Raw genomic sequence first — 25,061 nt, 5'->3', positions numbered from 1 at the left:
ATCAACGGCGATGACGGTGGGCGGCGGCGATCGCGCGCGGCTGGCGGTACGCGCGTACGCGCAGCCACACGGTCTGGATCACCACGATGATGATCAGCACCAGGGCCAGGGTGGCGATGTTGGCCGCGCCCGGCAGATCCCAGCCGGACTGCTTGACGTACATCCCGGCCAGCGCCCAGATGACGGCGGCTGGATAGGCGAAGTGCCCGCGCAGCAGCTGGTTGACCACCAGCACCAGCAGCGTGGCCAGGACCAGCAGAACCAGGCTCCAGCCGAGCATGTTGTCGGTCGGCAGCCAGCGGTAGGCGACGATCACCTGGGCGGTATTGAGGTAGGCCGCCAACGACAGCCAGCCGGCGTGCAGCCCCAGTGGGTACGCCGCCCAGGCACGCTGACCGCCCGGGGCGGTGATCGGTGAGGCGCGGTAGGCGGCCACGATCAGGCAGATCAGGGCCGCCCAGATGATCGCCAGCGCCGGCAGGAACCACTGGTTGGAGAACACCGGCATCCAGGCGGCGGTCAGCGCAAAGCCCGCCGCGGCCCACGGGCGAACCCCGGTGATGTCCGGTTTGCGCAGGCGCAGCTGCCAGAACCCGAACAGCACATCCCACAGGAAGATCACGCCCCAGATCGCGAAGGCGTACCCGGCCGCGACCAGCAACGTGGGGTACTGGTCGGAGACTGCACCGTTGGTCGGGCCGAACATGCCGGTCTGTGAGAGCCACGCCACCACGGGCATGGCCAATGCGGCCAACAACACGATCCAACGCATGCACCCACTCCATCTGAAAAGAGCGGTGACGATACGCGGTTCAGGGTTAAGGCGCTGGGATGCCTCAGATTGCAAAGCCTTACTAACATAGCCTCTGCTATATTGCGCCCGTGGACAGTCGCCGCCGCCCCGAGAGCTCCCCCGCCTGGCCTTCGTCGGCCGGGCATACGCCCAGCCTGGGCGAGATGAACGCCAGCGTCGCGGTGCCTACGGGCGGCCACTGGTGGTTCCGCCTGCTGGCCTTCCTCGGCCCGGGCTACATGATCTCGGTCGGCTACATGGACCCGGGCAACTGGGCCACCGATATCGCCGGTGGCGCGCAGTTCGGCTACCTGCTGCTCTCGGTGATCCTGCTCTCCAACCTGATGGCGATCGTGCTGCAGGGGCTGTCGGCGCGGCTGGGGATCGCAACCGGGCGGGATCTGGCGCAGGCCTGCCGCGACCACTACTCACGCCCGGTGAACCTCGGCCTGTGGCTGCTGTGCGAGATCGCGATCATTGCCTGCGACCTGGCCGAGGTGATCGGCACCGCGATCGCGTTGAAACTGCTGTTCGGCATCCCGCTGCTGGCCGGCGCGATCATCACCGCGGTGGATGTGGTGCTGGTGCTGCTGCTGATGAACCGCGGCTTCCGCGCGCTGGAGGCCTTCGTGATCGCGCTGCTGCTGGTGATCTTCGGCTGCTTTGCGATCCAGATGGTCATCGCCGCGCCGCCGCTGCAGGCGGTGCTGGCCGGGTTCATTCCGCATGCGCAGGTGGTGACCGACCCCAAGGCGCTGTACCTGGCGATCGGCATCATCGGTGCCACCGTGATGCCGCACAATCTGTACCTGCATTCCTCCATCGTGCAGACCCGCGCTTATCCGCGCACCGATGCCGGGCGCCGCAGTGCGCTGCGCTGGGCGGTGACGGACAGCACCATTGCGTTGATGCTGGCACTGTTCATCAACGCCTCGATCCTGATCCTGGCCGCCGCGGTGTTCCATGCGCAGGGCCGTACCGACGTGCAGGAGATCGAACAGGCGTACGAGCTGCTGGCGCCGATGCTCGGCGTCGGACTGGCCTCGACCCTGTTCGCGGTCGCCCTGCTCGCCTCGGGCATCAACTCCACCGTGACGGCGACGCTGGCCGGCCAGATCGTGATGGAAGGTTTCCTGCGCCTGCGGATCGCCCCGTGGGCACGGCGCCTGATCACCCGCGGCATTGCGATCGTGCCGGTGGTGGTGGTGACCGCGATCTATGGGGAGCAAGGCACCGCACGGTTGCTGGTGCTGAGCCAGGTACTGCTCTCGATGCAGCTGCCGTTCGCGGTGGTGCCGCTGGTCCGGTTCGTCTCGGACAAGGCCAAGATGGGCGCGCTGGTGGCGCCACGCTGGCTCATCGTGCTGTCCTGGCTGATCGGCGGCCTGATCATCGTGTTGAACGTGAAGCTGCTGGTGGACGTGTGGCGGGGCTGAGGCCTGCGCGCTTGACCTCAACGATGGTTGAGGTGGCACAGTGCAGCCTCCTCATCCCACTGGCAATGCCAGATCGAGCCCTGCAATGACCGACACCTCGCAGCACGCGTTATGGAATGGCCCGGCCGGTGAGGCATGGGTGGAAGCGCAGCGCATTCTCGATCAGATGTTCGCGCCGCTGGCCACTCACCTGCTCGATGCCATCGCGCCGGGCACCGATGCGCAGGTGCTGGATGTGGGCTGCGGGACTGGGGCGGTGGCGCTGGCCATTGCCGGACGGCTGGCTCCGGAGGCACACGTCATCGGAGTCGACCTCTCCGCCCCGATGATCGCCTTGGCGCGTGAGCGCGCGCAGCGAGCCGGGCTGGCAGTGGACTTCATCGTCGCCGACGCGCAGCAGCATACGTTCGCACCCGGACGTCTGGACCGGATCGTGTCGCGCTTCGGCGTGATGTTCTTCGATGACCCGGTGCAGGCCTTCGGTCAGTTGCAGCGCGCCGCCAAACGCGGCGGCGTGCTGCAGGCGCTGGCCTGGCGCGGGACGGACGAGAACGCGTTCATGACCACCGCCGAGCGCGCGGCGGCACCCTGGCTGCAGTTGCCGCCGCGTCAACCCGGGGCACCGGGTCAGTTCGCGTTTGCCGACCAGGTCCGGGTCGAGCAGATCCTGAGCGACGGCGGCTGGGAGGATATCGAGCTGCTGCCGCTGGATGTCGTATGCCGCATCGACCGTGCGGATCTGGCGACGTACGTCTCGCTGCTCGGACCGGTCGGGAGCGCGCTGCGAAACGGCGACCTCGCCGCGGACGTCCAAACGCACGTGCTCGACGCGGTGCTGCATGCCTTCGAGCCGTTCGTCGACGGCGATTCGGTGACATTCACTGCCGCCTGCTGGGACGTGCGCGCCCGCGCGTGGTGACCGCCGGCCGGATCCACGCCATGCGCGGACGCCACCTTCGGACTGTCTAGCGCCTGGCCATCAACGTGCTGGTCAGCAGCATCGCCACCCATGCCATGGCCGCCGCGGTCACGAATGCATACGCCGCGCCATCGCCATAGGCTTGGCGCGCCACCAGTGTCAGGGTGTCGTGTGCAGCCCCGGACACGGACAGCTCGCCGGCCACCACGCGCTCGATCAGCGCCGGCGACCCTGCCTGCCCGGCCTCGGTCAGCGCCCCGCGGGCGGCGTCACGGACGTGGCTGGACAACACCGCGCCCAGCGTGGCGAACCCGATCAGGATGCCGGAGAAGCGCGCGGTGGTGCTGATGCCGGAGGCCATCCCGGCGCGGTCCGGCGGAATCACGCTCATGATCGCCTTCTGTGTTTCGCCGTTGAGCAGGCCACCGCCACTGCCGAGCACCGCCATCGCCAGCAGCAGGCCGAGATCGCTGTGTTGCCACAACGCCACCGCGATGCCCAGGTTGCCGATCACGGCAACGCCCAGGCCCAGCGCCAGGATCCGCCCGGAGGCCCACCGCGTCCCCAGCCGGCGCCCCACGAACGGAAGCAGCAGCATCGCCAGTGCGAACGGCAGCATGTGCACGCCGGCCTGCAGCACGCTGTCGCCGCGGGCGTTCTGCAGCAGCAACGGCAGCAACGAGGCCATCACCTGTACGCAGGCGGCGTAGGCGAACATCGCCAGCACCGCACCGACCAGTGCCGGCGCGCGGAACAGGCGCAGATCCAGCATGGGCTGGGCGCGGCGCTGCTCGACCACGATGAAGCCTGCGCCCAACGCGGTGCCGGCCAGCAACCATGGCAGCACCGTGGCACTGCCCCAGCCCTCCACCGGGCCACGGATCAGCGCCCAGGTCCAGCACAGCATGCTGCCGGCGAACAGCAGCACGCCCGGCACGTCGATGCGGCGGCTGACCGGATCGCGCGACTCCGGCACGAAAGCCCCGCTCAGGCCCGCCAGCAGCAGGCACAGCGGAAGATTGATATGGAAGGCCCAGCGCCAACCCCACCAGGTCGCGATGGCGCCCCCGATCAGCGGGGCGAGCACCATGGTCAGGCCCATGATCGCGCCCCAGATTGCCCAGGCACGCGCACGCGAGGGCGCGCTCTGGTGCGCATGCCCGATCAACGACAGCGCCGGTGCCAGCATGAACGCGGCCGCAGCACCCTGCCCGGCCCGTGCCAGAGACAAGGCCATCGCGGTGCCGGCGATGCCGCACGCCACCGAGGTCAGCGCGAACAGGCTCAAGCCGACCAGGAACAGACGGCGACGCCCGATCCGATCGGCCAGGGTGCCGGCGGGCAGCAGCAGCGAGGCGAAGCACAGCACGTAGGCACTGACCACCCATTCGATGTCTGCGAACGAGGCCGACAGATCGCGGGCGAGGGTCGGCAGCACCACACCGACCACGTTGGTATCGAGCACGGTGAGCGCGCAGCCGGCCGAGCCGAGCAGCAGGACGGCATCCGCGCGGTGCGCGCCGGCACGGCTCATGGCAGCGCAATTCCCCGGGGTGTGGCGGTCCGCCGGCTCACCCTTCGGCCGCCGCCAGCCGCATGCGAAGCTTCTCCACGATAGCCTGCTCGCTCATCGCATAGCCGTACACATCCTGCAGCTGCCCGTCAGCGCCGAGCAGGAACCAGGAGGCGGTGTGCTCGAACGTGGCCGCGTCACCCTCGCCGACGCGCCGATAACTCACGCCCAGGCTCTCGGCGATGGCGCGGGTACCGGCCTCGTCACCGGCCAGGCCCAGGAACGTGGTATCGAAGGCCGCCAGATACTCGCGCAGGTGCGCCGGCGTATCGCGCTGCGGGTCGACCGTCACGAAGATGACCTGCAGGTGCTCTGCCGCCGGGCCCAGCAGCCGCTTGATCTGAACCGCTTTGACCAGGCTCAGCGGGCACACTTCGGGGCAATGGGTGAAGCCGAAGAACAGCAGGGTCGGCGTGCCCTGCAGATCGCGGATGGCAAGCGTGCGCCCGTCGCTGCTCGCAAGCTTGACCGCCCCGAGTGCCGCCTGGCCCATCACCGGCGCCTGGCCGTCGGCGCAGCCGGCCAGCAGCCCCAGTGTAAGCAGGCCCGCGGCCGCCCAGCGCGTCACTTCACCGCCCCGTGCGGCACCAGGCCATCGCGCACACTGAAGTTCACCACCTGCGCTGCGCTGCGGGCAAACTGCAGCGTCACCCGTACCGTCTGGCCGGCCGACAACGGCCGCTTCGGCTTCAGCAGCATCAGGTGGACCCCCCCGGGCTGCAGCGCCAACGTCTGGCCGCCAGGCAACGCCAGGCCATCGGGCAGCGCCTGCATGCGCATCACTTCCCCGTCCATGCGCATGGCATGGATCTGCACCTCGGCAAACGCCGAGGACGCGGCCGACAGCAGCCGGTCCTCGCCGCCGCCGTTATGCAGCTGCACATAGCCGGCGGCCACGTTGGCCGCCGGTGGTGGCAGGCGCACCCACGGATCGCTGACCGACACCGTTGCCGCGGTGTGGGCCTGCGCGGCCGCAGCCACCACCGGCATCACGGAACACGTCAACAGCAGACCGGCAGCCAGGACACCCGAGCGTGACCCGCTCATGGCGTGCCCGACATCTGCATCGGCATCATGTTGAGGTTGGCGTTGTGCATCACCCACAGCGAGCCGGCCACCACGATGGCGATCAGGAACGCGGTGCACAGGAAGATGCCGGTGTTCTCGCGCTGGCTGCGCCCTGCCCCGATATGCAGGAACAGCACCAGCTGGGCGACCAGCTGCACCACGCACAGCACCACGATGGCGGTCAGGCGCAGCGGCTGCGGCACCAGATCGGTCATGACCACGCCGAACGAGGCACCGGTGAGCACCAGGCACAGCAGCAGGCCGAGGAGGTAGCCCTTCAGGGTGGCGTGGCCGCCACCGTGATCGGCATCAGGCGCGTTCGCGCTCATACAAACTCCCTCAGGTAGACGAAGGTGAACACACAGATCCAGATCAGATCCAGGAAATGCCAGAACAGGCTCAGGCAGGCCAGGCGGCGACGCACGATGCCGTCCAGGCCGAACTTCAGCACCTGGTGGATCATGATCGCCAGCCACAGCAGGCCGAAGGTGACGTGCAGGCCGTGGGTGGCCACCAGCGTGAAGTACGCCGACAGATATGCACTCACGTCCGGGGTGGCGCCTTCATGGATCAGCTCGGCGAACTCATACAGCTCCATGCCGATGAAGACCGCACCGAGCACGCCTGTCACGGCCAGCCAGCCCACCACCTGGTTGCGCTTTCCGGCCTGCATGCCGAGCATCGCCAGGCCGAAGGTGAAGCTGCTGAGCAGCAGCACCACCGTTTCGGAGAGCACGAAGCCCAGCTTGAACAGTTCCTTGCCACTGGGGCCATCGGCCGTCCCGTTGAGCAGCACGCCAAAGGTGGCGAACAGCACCGCGAAGATCAGGCAGTCGCCCATCAGGTACATCCAGAACCCGACGACGGTCTTGTTGCCGTCGTCGTGGTGCTCATGGGCGTGGTCGTGGTGACCGGCCGCGAGCTGCCCGTGCTGCGTGGCAGCGGTCAGGGTATCCCCGCTCATGCCTTGGCTCCTTCCATCTGCGCGAAGTGCGCGTCTTCGATGCGCTTCACCTCGGCGGCGGGCACGTAGTAGTCCACGTCACGGTCATACGAACGCAGCACGAAAGTCGCGATCACCCCGATCAGGCCGATGCCGGCCAGCACCCACATGTGCCAGACCAGGGCGAAGCACAACACCAGGCTGAACACCGAGATCACCACACCCGACGCGGTATTGCGCGGCATGTGAATGTCCTCGTAGGTGTCCTGGCGCTGCCAGGCACGGCCGTGCTGCTTGTCGTCCCAATGCTGTTCCAGCGAGGTGATCGCGGGGAGCTTGGCGAAGTTGTAGAACGGCGGTGGCGAAGACGTCGCCCACTCCAGGCTGCGCGCATTCCACGGGTCGCCGGTGAGATCCATGTTGGCCTTGCGGTCACGCACGCTGACATAGAACTGGATGAACATCGCGGCGATACCGGCGGCGATCACCAGCGCACCGATGGCGGCCACGATCAGCCACGGCTGGTAGCCCTCCACCCCGTAGTGGTTCATGCGCCGGGTCATGCCCTTGAAGCCCAGCACGTACAGCGGCATGAAGGCCAGATAGAAGCCAACCAGCCAGCACCAGAACGAAATCTTGCCCCAGCGCTCGTTGAGGGTGAAGCCGAACGCCTTCGGGAACCAGAAGCTGATCCCGGCCAGGCAGCCGAACACCACGCCGCCGATGATCACGTTATGGAAGTGCGCGATCAGGAACAGGCTGTTGTGCAGCACGAAATCCGCCCCCGGGATCGCCAGCATCACGCCGGTCATGCCGCCCAGCGCGAAGGTGACCATGAAGCCGATGGTCCACAACGTTGAGGAGTGGTAGCGGATCCGCCCGCGGTACATGGTGAACAGCCAGTTGAACAGCTTCACCCCGGTGGGGATCGAGATGATGGAGGTCATGATGCCGAAGAAGGCATTGACGTTCGCGCCCGAGCCCATGGTGAAGAAGTGGTGCAGCCACACGAAGAACGACAGGATGCCGATCGACGAGGTCGCATAGACCATCGAGCGGTAGCCGAACAGCGGCTTGCCCGAGAACGTGGCGATGATCTCCGAGAACGCGCCGAAGCACGGCAGGATCAGCACGTAGACTTCCGGGTGGCCCCAGATCCAGATCAGGTTGACGTACATCATGGCGTTGCCGCCGGCGTCATTGGTGAAGAAATGCATCCCGAAATAGCGATCCATGGTCAGCAGCGCCAGGGTCGCGGTCAGCACCGGGAAGATCGCCACGATCAGGATGTTGGTGATCAATGCGGTCCAGGTGAACACCGGCATCTTCATCAGGTCCATGCCCGGCGCACGCATTTTGAGGATGGTGACGATGAAGTTCAGGCCGGTCAGCGTGGTGCCGATGCCCGAGACCTGCAATGACCAGATGTAGTAGTCAACGCCCACCGTGGGGCTGTACTCGATGCCGGACAGCGGCGGATACGCCACCCAGCCGGTCGCGGCGAAATCGCCGACGAACATCGACAGCATCACCAGCACCGCACCCACGGCAGACAGCCAGAAGCTGAGCGAGTTGACGAACGGGAAGGCCACGTCGCGCGCGCCGATCTGCAGCGGCACCACGATGTTCATCAGACCCACGATCAGCGGGGTGGCCACGAAGAAGATCATGATCACGCCATGCGCGGTGAAGATCTGGTCGTAGTGCTCCGGCGGCAGGTAGCCGGCACTGTCATTGGCGGCGATGGCCTGCTGGGCACGCATCATCAGCGCATCGGCGAAGCCGCGCACCAGCATGACCAGGGCCAGGATGATGTACATCACGCCAATCTTCTTATGGTCCACCGAGGTGATCCACTCGGTCCAGATATAGCCCCACTTTTTGTAATACGTGATGGCCGCGACGATCGCCACGCCCAGCAGCAGCGAGCCCACCAGCGCCGACATGATGATCGGGTCGTGGTAGGGAATCGCGTCGAGGTTCAACTTTCCAAGCACAATCAGTTCTCCGCGGTACGGCTGGCAGACGCGGCCAGGCTTACGAGTTGGGATTTTGCGCCGGGTTCTTCGCCGGGCAGGCAGATCTCGTCATCAGGCATGCCGCCGTAACGGCGCAGGATGCTGTCGAACAGTCCGGTATCCACGCTGGCGAAGCGCTGCATCGGCGCACCGTGGGTCGGCTTCTCCAGTTCGGCCAGGCGGGCCTGGTCCAGGTGCTGGGCGGTGCCACGCGACTGCGCCAGCCACTGGTCGAAGTCCGCCTCGGTCATCACCCGCGCATCGAACGTCATGTCCGAGAAGCCCGAGCCGCTGTAGGCCGATGACATCCCGGCATAGGTGCCCGGCGTGTGCCCGATCAGGTGCAGGCGGGTCTGCATCGCGGGCATGGTGTAGACCATGCTGCCCAGTTGCGGCACGAAGAAGGCATTCATCATCGACTCGGAGGTCAGCTTGAAGGCGACCGGCGTATCGACCGGCATCACCAGTTCATTGACCGTGGCCACGTTGTGGTCCGGGTAGATGAACAACCATTTCCAGTTGAGCGAGACCACTTCCACGCGCAGTGCGGGCGTGTCCGACGCGATCGGGCGGTAGGGATCCAGCGCGTGGGTGCTCTTCCAGATCAACACGCCGAGCACCACCACGATCAGGCACGGAATCGTCCACACCACCACTTCGATCGCGGTGGAATGCGACCAGGTCGGCGCGTAGGTGGCCTCTTTGTTGGACTCGCGGTAGTGCCACGCGAAGTACAGCGTCAGGATGATCACCGGGATCACCACCAGCAGCATCAGGCCGGTGCAGACCAGGATCAGCTGCATTTCCTGCTCGGCGATGCTGCCCATGGGATTGAACAGCTCCAGGTTCTTGCACCCTGTGAGCAATGGCAGCAGCGCTGCCAGGCCGAACCAGCGTCCGGCGCGGGCTCGACCGGCCGGGGTGGCGCGGCGAGCGGAGTGTGTAGCGGGGTTCATGCGTGACGGCCCTTCCAACGCAGTGCCGGGCCGGGCGGCCCGGATCATGAAAAGTGGCGAACACCCCCCTGCATGACCGATATGCATGGGGGGTGCCCGCCGCAGCCGCGTACGTTAGGCAACGACATGATCCATACATGATGCGACACACTGTCGCAGCCGCTCTCCCGGCCGCGCGTACCATGCGCGCATGGAATGGAGCCCCCTCATCGCCGATGGGCACGGGCCGGTGTACCTGCGCATCGTGCAGGCCCTGGAACGTGCGGTGTGGTCCGGTGCGTTACGTCCCGGCCAGCGCCTGCCCGCACAGCGCACGCTGGCCACCGAGCTGAAGGTGGACCTCACCACCATCACCCGTGCCTTCACCGAGGCACGCAAGCGCGGGCTGATCGATGCCCGTGGCCCGCTGGGGTCGTTCGTCGCGCCGCCGCAGGTGGAACTTACCCAGCTGGTGGACCTGAGCATGAACCTGCCGCCCAGCCCCGGCGGCGGCCAGGTCGCCGACGTGTTGCGGCGTGGACTGTCGTCCGTGCTCACCCGCAGTGATGCGGACAATCTGATGACGTATCACGTGGGCGGTGGCAGCCGCGCCGATCACCGGGCGGCCCAGCACTGGCTCAAACCGATCCTCGGCAAGGTCGATGCCGATACGCTGGTCGTCACGGAAGGCGCGCAGGCGGCGCTGTCTGCCCTGCTGCTGGCGTTGACCGACGCCGGCGACACGATCCTGTGCGAGCCCCTGGTCTACCCGGGACTGCTGCACGCCGCGCGGGTGCTGGAGCGGCGGCTGCACGTGGTCGAGTGCGACGCGCACGGCATGCGTCCAGACGCGCTGGCGCGCGCCGCGAAGCAGCAGGGCGCACGGCTGATCTATCTCAACCCGACCGCACAGAACCCCACCGCCCACACGATGCCGCAGGCACGCCGCGAGGCACTGGCCGAGGTGATCCGCGCGCAGCACCTGCTGCTGATCGAAGACGACCCCTACTGGCTGCTGCTGGAGGACGCCCCTGCCCCGCTCGCGCTGCTGGCACCGCAGCAGGCCTGCTACATCTCCACGCTCTCCAAGTGCCTCAGTCCGGGATTGCACACCGGTTTCGTGCGCCTGCCCGACGGCATGGACCGGCAACCGGTGCTCGACGCCCTGCGCGCGGTCAACCTGATGGCGCCACCGCTGATGAACGCCCTGGTGACGCAGCTGATCCTGGATGGCTCCGCGCAGGCCATGCTGAAACTGGTGCAGGACGAAGCGGCCGAACGACGCTATCTGGCGCGGTCGGCGTTGTCGCCGCGGTTCCTGCAGCATTGCGCGGGCGTGCACGCCTGGTGCCGTCTTCCCGCGCACTGGACCGATGCCAGCCTCACCCACGCCGCGCGCCTGCAGGGGCTGGGCATCGCACCGTCATCGGCGTTCACGCCCGACGGGGTAGCGATCAACGATGCGGTGCGGATCTCATTGGGCGCGGCCGCCAACCGGCAGGAACTGCACCGGGCGCTGCGCCAGCTGGATCAGCTGATGCATGTGGCGGCGGAAAGCCCCGGCTGGACGGTGTGACGCCCGCCTTTCGGCACGCTCAGCCGGAAACGGCTTTGGCCTGCTTCCAGACGGCTTCAAACTGACTGGCAGTGATGGCGTCATCCGAATCCAGATCCAGCCAGGACAGCGGCTGATCGGACAGCGGGAAGCGCTCATCGGCCTGCCCGGATTTGTCCGCCCAGACCAGCACGCTGCGGTAGCTTTCCACCTGCCGCACGATCACATCGCCCTGCGCCTCGAGGTAGATCGTGCCGTTGCCGATCTCGGATTCTGCGGGGTGTTTGTAGTGCTTGCGGGGCGTGCTCATGGCGGGGCGATATCTGGCAATGAAAATGGGGCCGGGGAATATACCTTGATCCGCCCCCTTCCCGTCGGCAATCGCCGCCCGGGGACGGGGTAGTGCCGGCCGCTGGCCGGCTTCCCGTGGACCACGCAAGCAGGCACTAGACGACCGGTCTAATCAGGCGTACAGTGGCGTCCATGAACTCGCCCACCACCCCCTCCACCGTCCGCGACACGATCCTGGCCAGCGGCCAGCGGATCATGGGCGCCAAGGGCTTCTCCGCCGTCGGCCTCAATGAAGTGCTCGCGGCGGCGGGCGTCCCCAAAGGCTCGTTCTACCACTACTTCGCCTCGAAGGAAGCCTTCGGCGAGGCATTGCTGGAGGACTACTTCAGCGCCTATCTCGCCGATATGGACCGCATCTTCCGCCAGCCGGGCCAGACCAAGGCCGAGCAACTGGCCGCGTACTTCCGCGCCTGGCAGGACAGCCAGTCCTTCGAGGACTGCCAGGGCAAGTGCCTGGCCGTAAAGCTTGGTGCCGAAGTGGCGGACCTCTCCGAACCCATGCGGGCCGCACTCCAGCGTGGCACCACGGGGATCACCGATCGGCTGGCGCGTGCCATTGCAGCGGGCCTGGCCGACGGATCGGTGGCGACCCGGGAGCCACCCGAGGCGGTCGCCCGAAGCGTGTATCAGCTGTGGCTGGGGACCAGCATCATGGTCAAGATCGCCCGCACCACCGGCCCGTTCGACGACGCCGTGGCGTTGACCGCCCGCCTTCTGCATACCGGCCCCTGACAAAGGCATGTCTCACGCACGCCGGCATCGGCGTGTTTTTCTCGGCCCCATCACTAGACGACCAGTCTAATCAAGCACCCACAGGAGCATCATCCATGAAAGTCCTCATCGTTCTGACCTCGCACGACGAACTCGGCACCACCGGCAAGAAGACCGGCTTCTGGCTGGAAGAGCTGGCTGCGCCTTACTACACCTTCAAGGATGCGGGCGCCGAGATCGTGCTGGCCTCGCCCAAGGGTGGGCGGCCGCCGCTGGATCCCAAAAGCAACGAACCGGACTTCAAGACCGACGCCACCCGCCGCTTCGAGGCAGACGCGGATGCCAACGCGCAGCTGGCCAACACCGTGCGCCTGGACAGCGTTTCGCAGGACGCGTTCGATACCGTGTTCTATCCCGGCGGCCACGGCCCGCTGTGGGACCTCGCCGAAGACACCCACTCCATCGCGCTGATCGAAGCCTTCATCGCCGCCGGCAAGCCGGTCGCGCTGGTCTGCCATGCGCCGGGCGTGCTGCGTCACGTCAAGACGGCCGAGGGTGCCCCACTGGTGCAGGGCAAGAAGGTCACAGGCTTCACCAACACCGAAGAAGAGGGCGTCGGCCTGACCGAGGTGGTGCCCTTCCTGGTCGAGGACATGCTCAAGGCCGCGGGCGGTTCCTACTCCAAGGGGCCGGACTGGGGCTCGTATGTCGTCAGCGATGGCTTGCTGATCACCGGCCAGAATCCGGCCTCGTCGGCCGAAGCGGCTGAGGTGCTGGTGGAGCGACTCGCGTCCGCCACCAAGGCCTGAGCCGCCGCGACGGCATCGGATGTCACGGTGCCCCACGCCGCCAGGGACGGCAGCAGCGGCAGAAGATGTTTCATGCACATGCGTTGTCCTCCGGGATGGCGTGGGACCGCCCGCTCATGGCGTGGCAGGGAATCCAGCATCGGCCAGCGCGGCCAGGAAGGCGGCCCGCTCGCGGTCGCTCTCCACACGTACTTCGCGCGCGGGCGGATCGGTCTCGATGCGTGCGTGCGGATCGACGCCCTGCAGGGCCTTGGTGACGGAGCGGGCGCAGCCGCCGCAGGTCATGGTGGGAAGGGTGAAACGATGCATCGGGCGACCTCGCCGTGGTGGGTATGAGCCCACTGTCGGGGCTGACAACGTGGCAAGGTCAAGGCCTTAGCGCGTCCGTGTCCTTTTTGCAGGGCATGGACGCGGCCGGGTCGATCAGGAACGTGGCTTGCGGGCCGCGCGCCCGCGCGAGGACACCGGCGTATCCGCACCGAACAGCGGCGTTTTGCGGGGCTTCCCGGCGGATGCAGTCTCCGCCGGCGCGGAAACGGGCTGGGCCAGGTCGGCGATGATCGGGCAATCCGGGCGGTCATTGCCGTGGCAGTGTTCGGCCAGATGCTCCAATGTCTGCACCATCGCCTGCAGCTCGGCGATCTTCGCCTTCAACCCGGCCACATGGGACAGCGCCACCGCCTTGACGTCGGCGCTGGCGCGTTCGCGATCGCGCCACAGCACCAGCAGCTCGCCGATCTGCTCGACCGAAAACCCCAGGTCACGCGCACGGCGGATGAAGCGCAGGCTGTGCGCGTCCTGCGGGCTGTAATGCCGGTAGCCCGCCTCCGAGCGCGCCGCCGGCGGGATCAGGCCGATCTGCTCGTAATAGCGGATCATCTTTGCCGACACGCCCGAAAACGTCGCGGCTTCCCCGATATTCATCGTCCGGTCTCCCTCTCACTTTCCGCCATGCCGGTGCCCAGCGTATCGGCCTGCATCGGTGCATGGAAGCGCTTGAGCCGCAGCGCATTGCCGAGCACGAACACACTGGACAATGCCATCGCCGCCGCGGCGAAGATCGGCGAGAGCAGCGTGCCGTTGAACGGGTACAGCAGGCCAGCGGCCACCGGGATCAGCACCGCGTTGTAGGCGAACGCCCAGAACAGGTTCTGCTTGATGTTGCGGATCGTTGCCTGGCTCAGGGCGATCGCGTTGGGCACGCCGCGCAGGTCGCCGGACATCAGCACCACGTCGGCCGCCTCGATCGCCACATCGGTGCCGGTGCCGATCGCCAGGCCGACATCGGCCTCGGCCAGCGCCGGTGCGTCATTGATCCCGTCCCCGACGAAGGCCACCTTGGCGCCACCAGCACGGAAACGCTTGAGCGCGGCGACCTTGCCATCGGGCAGCACTTCGGCCGCCACCTCATCGATGCCAAGCTGGCGTGCGATCGCCGCGGCGGTGGCCGCGTTGTCGCCGGTGATCATCGCGACCTTCAGGCCCAGGGCGTGCAGCGCCTGGATCGCCGCCGGCGTGCTTTCCTTGATCGGATCGGCCACCGCGATCACGGCCGCCAGGCGGCCATCGATTGCGGCGTACAGCGGGCTCCTGCCCTGCTCACCCAACCGCTGGGCGGTGGGCCGGAACGCCGCCACCTCCAGGCCGAGCCGGGTCATGTAGCGGTCCGCGCCGACGGCCACGGTGCGGCCGGCGACACGCGCGGAAACGCCGAAGCCCGGCACCGCCTCGAAGCGTTCGATGGTGGCCAGTGCGAGACCGCGCGCTCTGGCGGCCGCAACGATCGCCTCGGCGATGGGATGCTCGGAGCGGGTTTCCACCGCGGCAACCAGGGCCAGCACCTCATCCGCCTGGAAACCATCGGCCGGCTCCAGGTCGGTCAGTTCGGGGCGGCCCTTGGTCAACGTACCGGTCTTGTCCAGCGCGATCACACTCACATCGCGCAGTGCCTGCAGCGCCTCGCCCTTGCGGAACAGCACGCCCAGCTCCGCCGCGCGGCCGGTCCCGACCATGATCGAGGTCGGCGTGGCCAGGCCCATCGCGCAGGGACAGGCAATGATCAGCACCGCCACCGCATTGACCAGCGCAAAGGTCAGCGCCGGTGCCGGGCCGAGCACCAGCCACACCAGGAAGGTCAGCGCGGCAGCAGCCATCACCGCCGGCACGAACCACATGGTGACCCTGTCGACCAGCGCCTGGATCGGCAGCTTGGAGCCCTGTGCCTGCTCGACCAGACGGATGATCTGGGCCAGCACGGTGTCCCCGCCCACCTTGGTGACACGGAAACTGAAGGCACCGGTGGTGTTGAGGGTGCCGCCGACCACCTCGGCGCCCACGGCTTTGGCCACCGGTACCGGCTCGCCGGTGATCATGCTCTCATCCACATAGGACGCCCCCTCCAACACCGCGCCGTCCACGGGCACTTTCTCGCCCGGGCGGACCAGCACGACATCGCCGAGCGTGACCTCGTCGAGCGGCACCTCGACCGTCTCATCGCCACGCTGCACGCGTGCAGTCCGCGCCTGCAGCCCGACCAGGCGCTTGATCGCCTGCGACGTGCGGCCCTTGGCCCGCGCCTCCAGCGTGCGCCCCAGCAGGATCAGGGTGACGATCACCACGGCCGCTTCGAAGTAGACGTTGGCGGTGCCCGGCGGCAGCACGCCCGGGGCGAAGGTGGCGACCACCGAGTAGCCATAGGCCGCCGCGGTGCCGAGCGAAACCAGCGAGTTCATGTCCGGGGCGCCGCGCAGCAGTGCCGGCACGCCTTTGCGGAAGAAGCGCAGGCCCGGCCCGAACAGCACCAGCGTGGCCAGCGCGAACTGCAGGTACCAGCTGGTCTGCAGGCCGACGGCATGCATCACCCAGTGGTGCATGGCTGGGACAAGGTGCGAGCCCATTTCCAGAATGAAGACCGGCAGCGTCAGCACCGCCGCCAGCAACAGGGAGCGGCGCAGCGCACGGGCTTCAGCCTCGCGGCGTTCCTCCTCCTGGTCACCGGCCGCAGCCGTGCTCACGCCTGCAGCGCGCGCGGTGTAGCCGGCGTTTTCCACGGCTGCGACCAGATCAGCGACGGAGACCGTACCGGCCAGATGGCGCACCTGCGCCCGTTCGGTCGCCAGGTTGACGCTGGCCGCGATCACGCCCGGCAGCTGCGCAAGGCCGCGCTCCACGCGACCAACGCAGGACGCGCAGGTCATTCCCTCGATGCTCAGCTCGGTGGTGGCTTCGCGCACGGTGTAGCCCGCGCGTTCGATGGCACGCACCGCCGCCTGGGGATCGGGCGCCCCGATGAAGCTGAGATCGGCCCGCTCCGTGGCCAGGTTGACCGACGCCGTCTGCACGCCGGGGACGGCCGTCAGCGCGCGCTCCACCCGGCCCACACAGGAGGCGCAGGTCATGCCCTCGATGGGCAGGCTCAGGCGGCTGAGCGGCGCGCCGGACCGGGAAGCAACAGAAGACATGGGGCAGTCCTTGGGGTGAGGTTACCCGCCACCCTAAAGATTCCCATCGTGGGAAGGTCAAGCCCCCGCTTGATGGGGACGGAGGTAATTATTCATCCCCTCCGTCCCCGTCAAGGCGCTTTACGGCTGGGCGGGCGTGCCGTCGTGGGTGACCCGCCAGATCGTGTTGGAGAGGTCATCGGCAACGATCAGTGCCCCACGCGGGTCGACCGTGACACCCACCGGGCGGCCGCGGGTCTTGCCGTCTTCGCCGAAGAAGCCGCTCACGAAATCGATCGGCTCGCCGGCCGGACGGCCATTGCTGAAGGGCACGAACACCACCTTGTAGCCGACCGGTGGATTGCGGTTCCAGCTGCCGTGCTCGCCCACGAAGACGCCATCGGCAAACTGGGTGCCCATCACCGGCGACGAGAAGGCCACGCCGAGTGCGGCCACATGCGAGCCCAGCGCGTAATCCGGCGCGATGGCCGAGGCGACCTTGTCCGGATTCTGCGGCATCACCCGGCGATCCACATTCTTGCCCCAGTAGCTGTACGGCCAGCCATAGAAGCCGCCCTCCTTCACCGAGGTGAGGTAATCGGGCACGAGGTTCGGGCCGATCTCATCGCGTTCATTGACCACGGCCCACAGCGTGCCGGTGCCCGGCTGGATCGCCAGCGCGGTGGGATTGCGGATACCGGTGGCGTAATCCTTGTGTGCGCCGGTGGCCACATCGATCTGCCAGATCCGCGCACGATCGATCTCCACCGCCATGCCGCGCTCGGTGATGTTGCTGTTGGAGCCGATGCCTACATAGAGATAGCGGCCATCGGCACTGGCGGTCATCGCCTTGGTCCAGTGATGGTTGATCGCCGCGGGCAGATCGGTCAGTTTCGCCGGTGCGCCGCTCGCCTTGGTCTGGCCTTCCTGGTAGTCAAAGCGCACCACCGCATCCTGGTTGGCCACGTAGATCGCGTTGCCGATCATCGCCAGGCCGTACGGCGCATTGAGCTTGTCGGCGAAGACCGTCTTCAGTTCGTAGGTGCCGTCGCCATCGGCGTCGCGCAGCAGGGTCAGGCGATTGCCGCTCTTGACCGCCGTGTTGCCCTTGGCCTTGATCTTGCCGGCGATCACATCCTTCGGCTTGAGGGCAGGCGCACTGCCGCCGCGACCTTCCGCGACCAGAATGTCACCGTTGGGCAGCACCAGGGTCTGCCGCGGAATGTTCAGATCGGTGGCGATCGCCGAGATGCGGTAGCCCTTGGGCACCGTCGGCAGGGTGTCGCCCCACTGCGCCGGCTTGGCGATGGTCATGTCCGGCATCAGCCCGCGATGCGGCTTGGGCATCTCCGGGTTGCCGCCGTACTGTTCCAGCTCGGGGGCCTTGCCGCTGCAGGCCGCCAGCGCGACCGCAAGCGCGGAAACCGAGAGCACCCGGATCGTCATCTGGCGGCTCATCGCACACCTCCCACGCGCAGGCTGGACAGCCCCACCCAGGTCGCGAGCAGCGCCAGCACCGTCAGGATCACCGAGAGCACCAGGCCCGCCGGCATCACCGCCCATGCATCCCGCGCATGGTGGAGACAGTTGATGAAGCCCACGCCCCAGGTCACCGCCAGAATCACGACGTAGGCCAGGTTGCGGCTGCGACGGACCAGGCCGACGATCCCGCACAGCAGGGCCAGCGTGGTCATCACCATCGCACCGATCAGCAGCCAGGAGGCGAAGTTGGCCCACTGGATCTCGTACGAACTCCAGTAGGCGTAGTCCGCCAGCAGTGCGCCGAGGAACAGCGGCAGCACCCCGCCCAGTACAGCGGCGTGGAACGGATGGATGACCCATGATCGGGTCAGGACAACGGTCGAAGCCATGGTGGTCTCCTGGTGAGGGGGCGAATCTCTCCCGATCCTGCCACCCCTGGTGTGATGGGGGTGCTGAGATGCCGCCCACACGAAACCGGGGGACAGCCTGCCCCCCGGTTCGTCGCCATGCCAGCGCTGCGATGGACCTCGCCGCTACTTGCCCGTCACCGCTTCCTGCAGCTTCTCCACCGCCTGGTCGGCCGTGAACGTGTTCGGCTTCTGGATCTTGGGGAAGTCCACGAACGTCTCGTTGAATTTCGTGAGCAGCGCGATCGCGCCGTACACGATGTAGACGTGGTTGATGTACCAGTCCCAATAGGTATTGGAGGTCACATCCGCGAACTCGTACGGATCGGTGCGCAGGTTGTAGATCTTGGGGATGCGCATGACCGTGAACGGTTCGCCCCACAGCTGCATCGTGCCTTTGCAGCGCTGCTCGATGAAGGTCACCTTCCAGTTGTCGTAACGGATGCCGAGCATGTCGCCATCATCGGAGATGTAGACGAACAGCTTGCGCGGCGACTTGTCCTGCTTGCCGGTGAGGTACGGCAACAGGCTGACGCCGTCGATGTGGTTCTTGTAGGTGCGCCCGATCGCCTTGACCCCCTTCTTGAGGTCCTCGACCACGCCCTTGTTGCCCGCCAGTTCCAGGAAGGTGGGCAGCCAGTCATGGTGCTGCACGATCTCGTTGGACACCGAGCCCGGCTTGATCTTGCCCGGGTAGCGAACCACCAGGGGAATCCGGAACGCGCCTTCCCAGTTGGTGTCCTTCTCACTGCGGAACGGCGTCATGCCGCCATCCGGCCACGAATTGCGGTGCGGCCCGTTGTCGGTGGAGTACACCACCAGGGTGTCTTCGGCGATGCCCAGTTCGTCGAGGTAATCGAGCAACGCGCCCACGTTCTTGTCGTGGTCGATCATCGTGTCGTGATACGGCGACTGCCAGCGCCCGGCCTGCCCCAGGCTTTCCTTCTTGGTATGCGTGATCAGGTGCATGTGGGTGAAGTTGACCCAGACGAAGAACGGCGTGTCGTCGTCGTTCGCCTTCTTGATGAAGCCCTTGGCGCGGTCGGCGAAGTCGTCATCGCAGGTCAGCATGCGCTTGCGGTCCAGCGGGCCGGTATCCTCGATCTTCTGCTTGCCTACCTTGCCCCAGCGCTTCTGGTCGGTGCTGTCATCCTTATCGGTGGCGAAACTGTGGATCACCCCGCGCGGCTTGATGGTCTCGATGAAATCCCCGAACTCGTCCTTCGGGAAGTAGTCGTACATCTCCGGCTCTTCTTCGGCATTGAGGTGGTACAGATTGCCGTAGAACTCATCGAACCCATGGTTGGTGGGCAGCATGTGGTTGAGGTCGCCGAGGTGGTTCTTGCCGAACTGCCCGGTGGTATAGCCCTCGTTCTTCAGCAGGGCGGCGATGGTGACGATCTTCTCGTTCATGCCGACCGGCGCGCCCGGAATGCCGACCTTCGACAGGCCGGTCCGCAGGACGCTCTGGCCGGTGATGAAGGACGAACGCCCTGCCGTACAGGACTGTTCGCCGTAGGAATCGGTGAAAAGCATGCCCTCGTTGGCCAGGCGGTCGATGTTCGGCGTCTGGTATCCCATCAAGCCGCGCGAGTAGCAGCTCAGGTTGGAGATGCCGATGTCGTCTCCCCAGATGACAAGGATGTTGGGCTTCTTTGCGGATGAACCGGGCTTCTTCTTTGCGGATGAGCTGGCCATGCACTTCTCCGACGACGGTGGTGCTCAATAGTCCGTGTCGGTCATCGTCGCGGCCAGCGTGTTTCTACTTAGACGGCGTCAGTAAGTCTTCGCCTCCCCCGCTCATCCCTCCCAGCTGATGCCTTTTGGCGCACTGGAGAAACCGGCGGCCCGCAGCGCGTCCATCAGGCCGTCGCGTCGGGCCGGCGCAGCGTCGATCAGCTCCACGGTGAACGAGCTGCGCCGGCCCCACCGCAGTGCGCTGGCCAGCGCCTGCGCCGCGGCAGCCGTCGTGCCTGCCAGGGACGGATCGTCCGCATCGAAGAACGTCAGCAGCTGGCGGCCCCCCTGGGCCAGGTACATCAGCAGCCGTCCACCGCCGATCACCACCACGGCACCGGCGCGGCGCACCGGCCGGGCCGCCGAGCCGTGCACCGGCCAGGGCACCACGGTCCCGAACGGGTTGGCCGGGTCCACCGCGGACAGCCCGATCGCCACCTCGCCAGCACCGGGCCGCAGGGCATCGGCGACGCCACGCAGTCGATCCACGATCAGGCGATCGGCGAACTGGGCCCCGCCCAGCCCTTCGACGAAGCGGCCGCGCAGCACCCGGCCTGCATCCTCCATGCCGCGATACACCTGTTGCAGCGCCGGGAAGCCGCCGGCGATCCCTTCGGCCATCGCGGCCCCGCGGGTCACGATGCCGTGCCGGTCCAGCAGCCCCTCGGCCAGCGCCACCGCGCGCGCCGTGTCGCTGATCGCCTCACGCTGCAACAGCGACCAGCGCCCGGCCAGCGCGGGGGCCGCAAAGCTGGCGATCACGGCCGGCGCGCCGTCGGCCAAGGGCATGTCGTGCATCGGGACGCCACGGACGCGTCGACCGCGCCGCGAGGCGCGCGCGACCCGCGGCCGCGGCGCGCGGCCCCCGGCCATGCCGCGCAGCGGCGCCCACAGATCCGTGGTCAGGTACCCCGACCATGCCAGGCCCCACAAGGCGTCGTGCAGCTGCGCGGCGGTGATCTCCATGGGCGGGCTGCCGGCCCGCCCCCCGTGCGTGCCCACCGCGGTGACCAGCTGACGCGCGAAGTACGCGCCACCGTCGGCCAGCACCTGCAGCAGCGCATCCTGCAGCGGCGACAGCGCGGTTGCCACTGCAGGCGCGGGCAGCGTTTCTGCCGCGAATTCCTGCAGGTGCAGCGAGACCAGGCCGTCCTCCTCGCCGAGCCGCCCGTGCCCGGCCCACACCACGGTACCCGTGGCGAGCAGCGCATCGAGCATCGCCGGCGCGTAATCGACCACGCGCGCGGGCAGGATCTGCTGTTCCCACACCGACGCCGGCAGCGCCACGCCCGCCAGCAGTTCCACCACGCGCAGCACGCCGTCGATGCCTTCCAGCGCACCCGGCCCGCGGTGAGCGATGCCACGTGCAGCCTGTTCGGCATCGCTCAGCAGCCCATGCCGCTCCAGCAACAACAGGGCATAGGCGTCGCGCGCGACCGGCCGGGTCGCCTCGCGCGCCGCCTGCAGCGAGCGCACCCGCAACCGACGGAACACCGCCTCACCCACCCATTCGTGACGGGCCAGCGGCGCCGGCTCGGCGGCCGCGCCGACGGCCTCGGCATCGCGACGCGCCACACCGAAACGACCCTTGAGCAGCTTGCCCTGCGTTTCCAGCTGCGTGAGTGCCGCATCGGCCACGGCCACGCCCAATCCAAACGCGGCCGCCACCTCGGCCGTGGTAAACGGCGCATGGGTACGCGCATATCGGCCCAGCAGCTCGCCCAGCGGGTCCGATGAGGCCTGCAGGAAGGGCTCGGGGATTCCGCGCGGGAGGGTGACCCCCAGCGCATCGCGCAGGCGCGCAGCATCTTCGATGGCGGCCCAGTGCAGGCGGCCGGCGAGCTGGACCTGGATCGCACGCCGCTCAGCGGCGAGATTGTGCAGATCCCCGGCAGGTTCGTCATCGACCCGCCGCAGCGCCATCGCTTCATCGGTGAGCGGGCCCAGTTCCCGCAGCAGATCGGCCACCCCTTCCTTGCCGCGCGCACGGCGGTCGGGCGCCAGGCGCTGCAGCTCGTTGCCCACCTGCTCCACCACGGCCGCATCCAGCAGTTCGCCCAGATCGACCTGGCCGAGCAGATCGCCCAACAGGCCGCTGTCCAGTGACAGCACCGACGCACGGCGCTCGGCCAGCGGCACATCGGTGCCGTACATGAACTCGGCGACATAGCCGAACAGCAGGTTCGCCGCGAATGGCGACGGTACCTCGGTGGTGACATCGGCGATCGCCACGCGGCCGTCGGTGAGCCGATGCATCAGCACGCCCAGCGCATCGAGATCGTAGACGTCCTGCAGGCACTCACGCGCGGTCTCGATCAGGATCGGGAACTCGGGATAGCCCTGCGCGATGGCCAGCAGTTCACCGGCGCGCAGGCGCTGCTGCCACAGCGGCGAGCGACGACCCGGCGTGCGCCGCGGCAGCAACAGCGCGCGTGCGGCACATTCGCGGAAGCGCGCAGCGAACAGGGCCGAGCCGCCCACGGCGCGCGTGACGTCGCTGCGCAGACGCTCGGGCTCGAACAGGAACAGCTCCGCGCCCGGCAGGCGCCCCTGTGCGTCGGGCAGCCGCGCGATGATGCCGTCGTCGCTGGCGACCACTGCTGGATCCACGCCCCAGCGTTCGCGGATGCGCGCGGCCACCGCCAGCGCCCAGGGATCGTGTACGCGCCGCCCATACGGCGAATGCAGCATCAGCCGCCAGTCGCCGGCCTCATCGCGGCAGCGCTCCAGTACCAGCGTGCGATCGGTGGGCAGGACGCCGGTGGCCTCACGCTGTTCGGCCAGCAGGCCGGCGATGTTGGTGATCGCGTTGTCGGCCAATCCGCAGGCCTGCAGCCGCTCGCGCAGCCCGGCCGGCAGGCCCGCTTCCGCGGCACCGGCATCCAGCGCACCGATGAAGGCACCCACCGCCTCGCCCAGTTCGGCCGGGCGGCCCACGCCCTCACCGCGCCAGAACGGCAAGCGCGCCGAACGCCCCGGCGCGGGGGTCACCACGACCTGGTCATGGGTGATCTGCTCGATCCGCCACGAGGTGGCGCCCAAGGTGATCACATCATTGACCCGTGATTCGTGGACCATCTCCTCATCGAGCTCACCGACCCGGCGCGACCCGGCACGCTCTTCGCCTTCCGGAAGCACCACACCGAACATGCCGCGGTCGGGGATGGTGCCCCCGCTGGTGACCGCCAGCTGTTTCGCGCCCGGCCGCGCGCTCAGTGCACCGGTGTCGCGGTTCCAGACCAGCCGCGGGCGGAAGCCGGCGAAATCATCGGAGGGATAACGCCCGGCCAGCATGTCCAGGGTGGCATCGAACGCGCTGCGCGGCAGCGAACGGTACGGCGCAGCGCGGCGTACGCGCGCATACCAGGCCTCCACGTCCAGTGTTTCCATCGCCGCGGCGGCCACTGTCTGCTGGGCCAGTACGTCCAGCGGGTTGCGCGGCGGATCGATCGCTTCGATCTCACCGGCCAGCATCCGCTCCACTGCCACGGACGCATCGATCAGGTCGCGCCGCGTGCGCGGGTAGACCAGGCCGGTGGAGATGCCCCCGACCTGATGGCTGGCCCGCCCCACCCGCTGCAGCGCGCTGGCGACCGAAGGCGGCGCGGCGACCTGGATCACCAGGTCGACCAGCCCCATGTCGATGCCCAGCTCCAGGCTGGAGGTCGCCACGACACAGCGCAGCTCGCCGGTCTTGAGCGCCTGTTCGATCTCGCGGCGCTGTTCCTTGGAGACCGAACCATGGTGCGACCGGGCGATCAGCGCCTCCGCTCCGGCGGCCCGCCCGGCGGTGCCGCCGTTGAACGACCCGTAGTGCTCGGGGGCAGCCGCCGCCATCGAGGCACGCGCCGGGAGCTGGCCACGGGCGACACGGTCGGCATGCAGTTCATTCAACCGGGCAGTCAGCTTTTCGGCCACGCCCCGTGAGTTGGCGAACACAATCGTCGAACGTCGCGCCAGCACCTGGTCCAGGATGCTGGCCTCCACATGCGGCCAGATCGAGCCGACCCGGCCCGCGGACGCGGGTGCATCGGCGGCAGCGGGATGCGGCGGGATGTCGCCCATATCCTCGACCGGCACCACGATCCGGACCTCCAGCGCCCGCTGCGACGGCGGATGGACCACGGTGACCGGACGGTCGCCGCCGAGGAACCGCGCGACCTCCTCCACCGGGCGCACCGTGGCCGAGAGCCCGATGCGCTGCGCGGGCACCTGCAGCAGGGCATCCAGCCGCTCCAGGCTCAACGCCAGGTGGGTGCCGCGCTTGCTGCCGGCCACCGCGTGGATCTCATCGATGATCACGGTATGCACGTCGCGCAACGTCTCGCGCGCCTGTGAGGTGAGCATCAGGAACAGCGATTCGGGCGTGGTGATCAGGATGTCGGGCGGACGCCGCAGCAGCCGCGCCCGCTCTGCCGGGGTGGTGTCGCCGGTCCGGATCGCGACGGACAGGGTGACCGCCGGATCGCCACGCCGCGCACGTTCGGCGCTGACGCCCTGCAGGGGTATCTGCAGGTTGCGCTGGACATCGGCGCCGAGGGCCTTGATCGGCGAGAGATACAGCACACGGGTGCCGCGCTTCTTCGGCGCCGACGCCTCCGGCTGCGCATCGCCCGGCTGCTCATCGCTGGGAGGCTCACCGCTGCGGAACAGCTGGTCGATCGCCTGCAGGAACGCGGCGAGGGTCTTGCCCGAGCCGGTCGGCGCGATGACCAGCGTGTGCTGGCCGGCGCTGATCGCCGCCCAGGCATGGTCCTGCACGGGCGTGGGCGCAGCGAAGGCTGCCGTGAACCAATCGCGCGTGGCCGGAGTGAAGGTGGCCAGTGCGCCGGGGGCGGGGTCGTTCGAGGTGGGCATGGATCCGGATGTCATGGGACGCTCGCC

General features: G+C 67.8%; 21 protein-coding genes. 5 read left to right on the top strand and 16 right to left on the bottom strand.

All coding sequences use genetic code 11. The features are described from left to right. Position 1: 1 nt before the first annotated feature. Positions 2 to 772 carry a hypothetical protein gene (locus tag ABE571_RS00150; protein ID WP_313218517.1) on the bottom strand — a complete coding sequence of 257 codons (771 nt, stop codon included), beginning with the start codon at positions 770 to 772 and terminating at the stop codon, positions 2 to 4. Positions 773 to 882: 110 nt separating this feature from the next. Between ABE571_RS00150 and ABE571_RS00145 the strand changes: the two genes are divergently transcribed. Next, complete coding sequence (locus ABE571_RS00145; protein WP_313211972.1) at positions 883 to 2,229, top strand: Nramp family divalent metal transporter; 1,347 nt, start codon at positions 883 to 885, stop codon at positions 2,227 to 2,229. Positions 2,230 to 2,314: 85 nt separating this feature from the next. After that, complete coding sequence (locus tag ABE571_RS00140; protein ID WP_346492946.1) at positions 2,315 to 3,148, top strand: class I SAM-dependent methyltransferase; 834 nt, start codon at positions 2,315 to 2,317, stop codon at positions 3,146 to 3,148. Positions 3,149 to 3,194: 46 nt separating this feature from the next. On the opposite strand, the gene ABE571_RS00135 is transcribed toward ABE571_RS00140, so the two are convergent. The 7 genes from ABE571_RS00135 to cyoA are packed head-to-tail and all read right to left on the bottom strand — an operon-like array spanning position 3,195 to position 9,706. Then, positions 3,195 to 4,682 (bottom strand): MFS transporter, encoded by a 1,488-nt coding sequence (locus ABE571_RS00135; protein WP_346492945.1) that lies wholly within the window; start codon positions 4,680 to 4,682, stop codon positions 3,195 to 3,197. A gap of 37 nt (positions 4,683 to 4,719) precedes the next feature. Continuing rightward, positions 4,720 to 5,289 (bottom strand): SCO family protein, encoded by a 570-nt coding sequence (locus ABE571_RS00130; protein ID WP_346492944.1) that lies wholly within the window; start codon positions 5,287 to 5,289, stop codon positions 4,720 to 4,722. Beyond that, the gene (locus ABE571_RS00125) at positions 5,286 to 5,768 is read right to left on the bottom strand and encodes a copper chaperone PCu(A)C (protein WP_346492943.1); all 483 of its coding nucleotides are present in this window, start codon (positions 5,766 to 5,768) and stop codon (positions 5,286 to 5,288) included. Before ABE571_RS00125 ends, ABE571_RS00130 begins: the two co-directional genes overlap by 4 nt. After that, positions 5,765 to 6,118 (bottom strand): cytochrome o ubiquinol oxidase subunit IV, encoded by a 354-nt coding sequence (cyoD, locus tag ABE571_RS00120; protein ID WP_313218526.1) that lies wholly within the window; start codon positions 6,116 to 6,118, stop codon positions 5,765 to 5,767. Before cyoD ends, ABE571_RS00125 begins: the two co-directional genes overlap by 4 nt. Further along, entirely contained in the window at positions 6,115 to 6,753 is a 639-nt protein-coding gene (cyoC, locus tag ABE571_RS00115; RefSeq protein WP_102789309.1) for a cytochrome o ubiquinol oxidase subunit III, read from the bottom strand. The genes cyoD and cyoC overlap by 4 nt, the downstream gene beginning before the upstream one ends. Continuing rightward, on the bottom strand, positions 6,750 to 8,729 hold the full coding sequence (gene cyoB, locus ABE571_RS00110) for a cytochrome o ubiquinol oxidase subunit I (protein WP_313218528.1): 1,980 nt from the start codon (positions 8,727 to 8,729) through the stop codon (positions 6,750 to 6,752). The genes cyoC and cyoB overlap by 4 nt, the downstream gene beginning before the upstream one ends. Positions 8,730 to 8,731: 2 nt before the next feature. Next, the gene (cyoA, locus tag ABE571_RS00105; RefSeq protein WP_313218530.1) at positions 8,732 to 9,706 is read right to left on the bottom strand and encodes a ubiquinol oxidase subunit II; all 975 of its coding nucleotides are present in this window, start codon (positions 9,704 to 9,706) and stop codon (positions 8,732 to 8,734) included. Between the two features lie 190 nt (positions 9,707 to 9,896). Between cyoA and ABE571_RS00100 the strand changes: the two genes are divergently transcribed. Continuing rightward, entirely contained in the window at positions 9,897 to 11,261 is a 1,365-nt protein-coding gene (locus tag ABE571_RS00100; protein ID WP_346492942.1) for a PLP-dependent aminotransferase family protein, read from the top strand. A 19-nt stretch (positions 11,262 to 11,280) separates the two neighbouring features. On the opposite strand, the gene ABE571_RS00095 is transcribed toward ABE571_RS00100, so the two are convergent. Then, positions 11,281 to 11,550, bottom strand: coding sequence for a hypothetical protein (locus ABE571_RS00095; protein WP_083298829.1), 270 nt, complete (start codon positions 11,548 to 11,550; stop codon positions 11,281 to 11,283). A gap of 173 nt (positions 11,551 to 11,723) precedes the next feature. Here ABE571_RS00095 and ABE571_RS00090 point away from each other — a divergent pair, with 173 nt between their 5' ends. Beyond that, positions 11,724 to 12,323 (top strand): TetR/AcrR family transcriptional regulator, encoded by a 600-nt coding sequence (locus ABE571_RS00090; protein ID WP_346466743.1) that lies wholly within the window; start codon positions 11,724 to 11,726, stop codon positions 12,321 to 12,323. 95 nt (positions 12,324 to 12,418) lie between these two features. Further along, positions 12,419 to 13,111 (top strand): type 1 glutamine amidotransferase domain-containing protein, encoded by a 693-nt coding sequence (locus tag ABE571_RS00085; RefSeq protein WP_346492941.1) that lies wholly within the window; start codon positions 12,419 to 12,421, stop codon positions 13,109 to 13,111. A 114-nt stretch (positions 13,112 to 13,225) separates the two neighbouring features. On the opposite strand, the gene ABE571_RS00080 is transcribed toward ABE571_RS00085, so the two are convergent. The 7 genes from ABE571_RS00080 to ABE571_RS00050 form a co-directional block, all read right to left on the bottom strand. Next, entirely contained in the window at positions 13,226 to 13,420 is a 195-nt protein-coding gene (locus ABE571_RS00080) for a heavy-metal-associated domain-containing protein (protein ID WP_070473916.1), read from the bottom strand. Positions 13,421 to 13,534: 114 nt separating this feature from the next. Then, the gene (cueR, locus tag ABE571_RS00075; RefSeq protein ID WP_346466741.1) at positions 13,535 to 14,035 is read right to left on the bottom strand and encodes a Cu(I)-responsive transcriptional regulator; all 501 of its coding nucleotides are present in this window, start codon (positions 14,033 to 14,035) and stop codon (positions 13,535 to 13,537) included. Next, positions 14,032 to 16,572, bottom strand: coding sequence for a heavy metal translocating P-type ATPase (locus ABE571_RS00070; protein WP_346492940.1), 2,541 nt, complete (start codon positions 16,570 to 16,572; stop codon positions 14,032 to 14,034). The genes cueR and ABE571_RS00070 overlap by 4 nt, the downstream gene beginning before the upstream one ends. 120 nt (positions 16,573 to 16,692) lie before the next feature. Beyond that, entirely contained in the window at positions 16,693 to 18,009 is a 1,317-nt protein-coding gene (locus ABE571_RS00065; protein ID WP_346492939.1) for a sorbosone dehydrogenase family protein, read from the bottom strand. Beyond that, positions 18,006 to 18,422 (bottom strand): DUF2231 domain-containing protein, encoded by a 417-nt coding sequence (locus tag ABE571_RS00060; RefSeq protein ID WP_070473908.1) that lies wholly within the window; start codon positions 18,420 to 18,422, stop codon positions 18,006 to 18,008. Before ABE571_RS00060 ends, ABE571_RS00065 begins: the two co-directional genes overlap by 4 nt. A gap of 144 nt (positions 18,423 to 18,566) precedes the next feature. Beyond that, positions 18,567 to 20,138, bottom strand: coding sequence for an arylsulfatase (locus ABE571_RS00055; protein ID WP_319624651.1), 1,572 nt, complete (start codon positions 20,136 to 20,138; stop codon positions 18,567 to 18,569). 102 nt (positions 20,139 to 20,240) lie between these two features. Next, on the bottom strand, positions 20,241 to 25,034 hold the full coding sequence (locus tag ABE571_RS00050; RefSeq protein WP_346492938.1) for an ATP-dependent helicase: 4,794 nt from the start codon (positions 25,032 to 25,034) through the stop codon (positions 20,241 to 20,243). Positions 25,035 to 25,061 lie beyond the last annotated feature (27 nt).

Origin of the sequence: Stenotrophomonas sp. TWI273, from assembly GCF_039674765.1 — a bacterium.
In the GTDB taxonomy this organism is placed as follows: domain Bacteria; phylum Pseudomonadota; class Gammaproteobacteria; order Xanthomonadales; family Xanthomonadaceae; genus Stenotrophomonas.
Note: the sequence above shows the minus strand (reverse complement) of the source record. Positions and strands in the feature narration are given on the sequence as shown.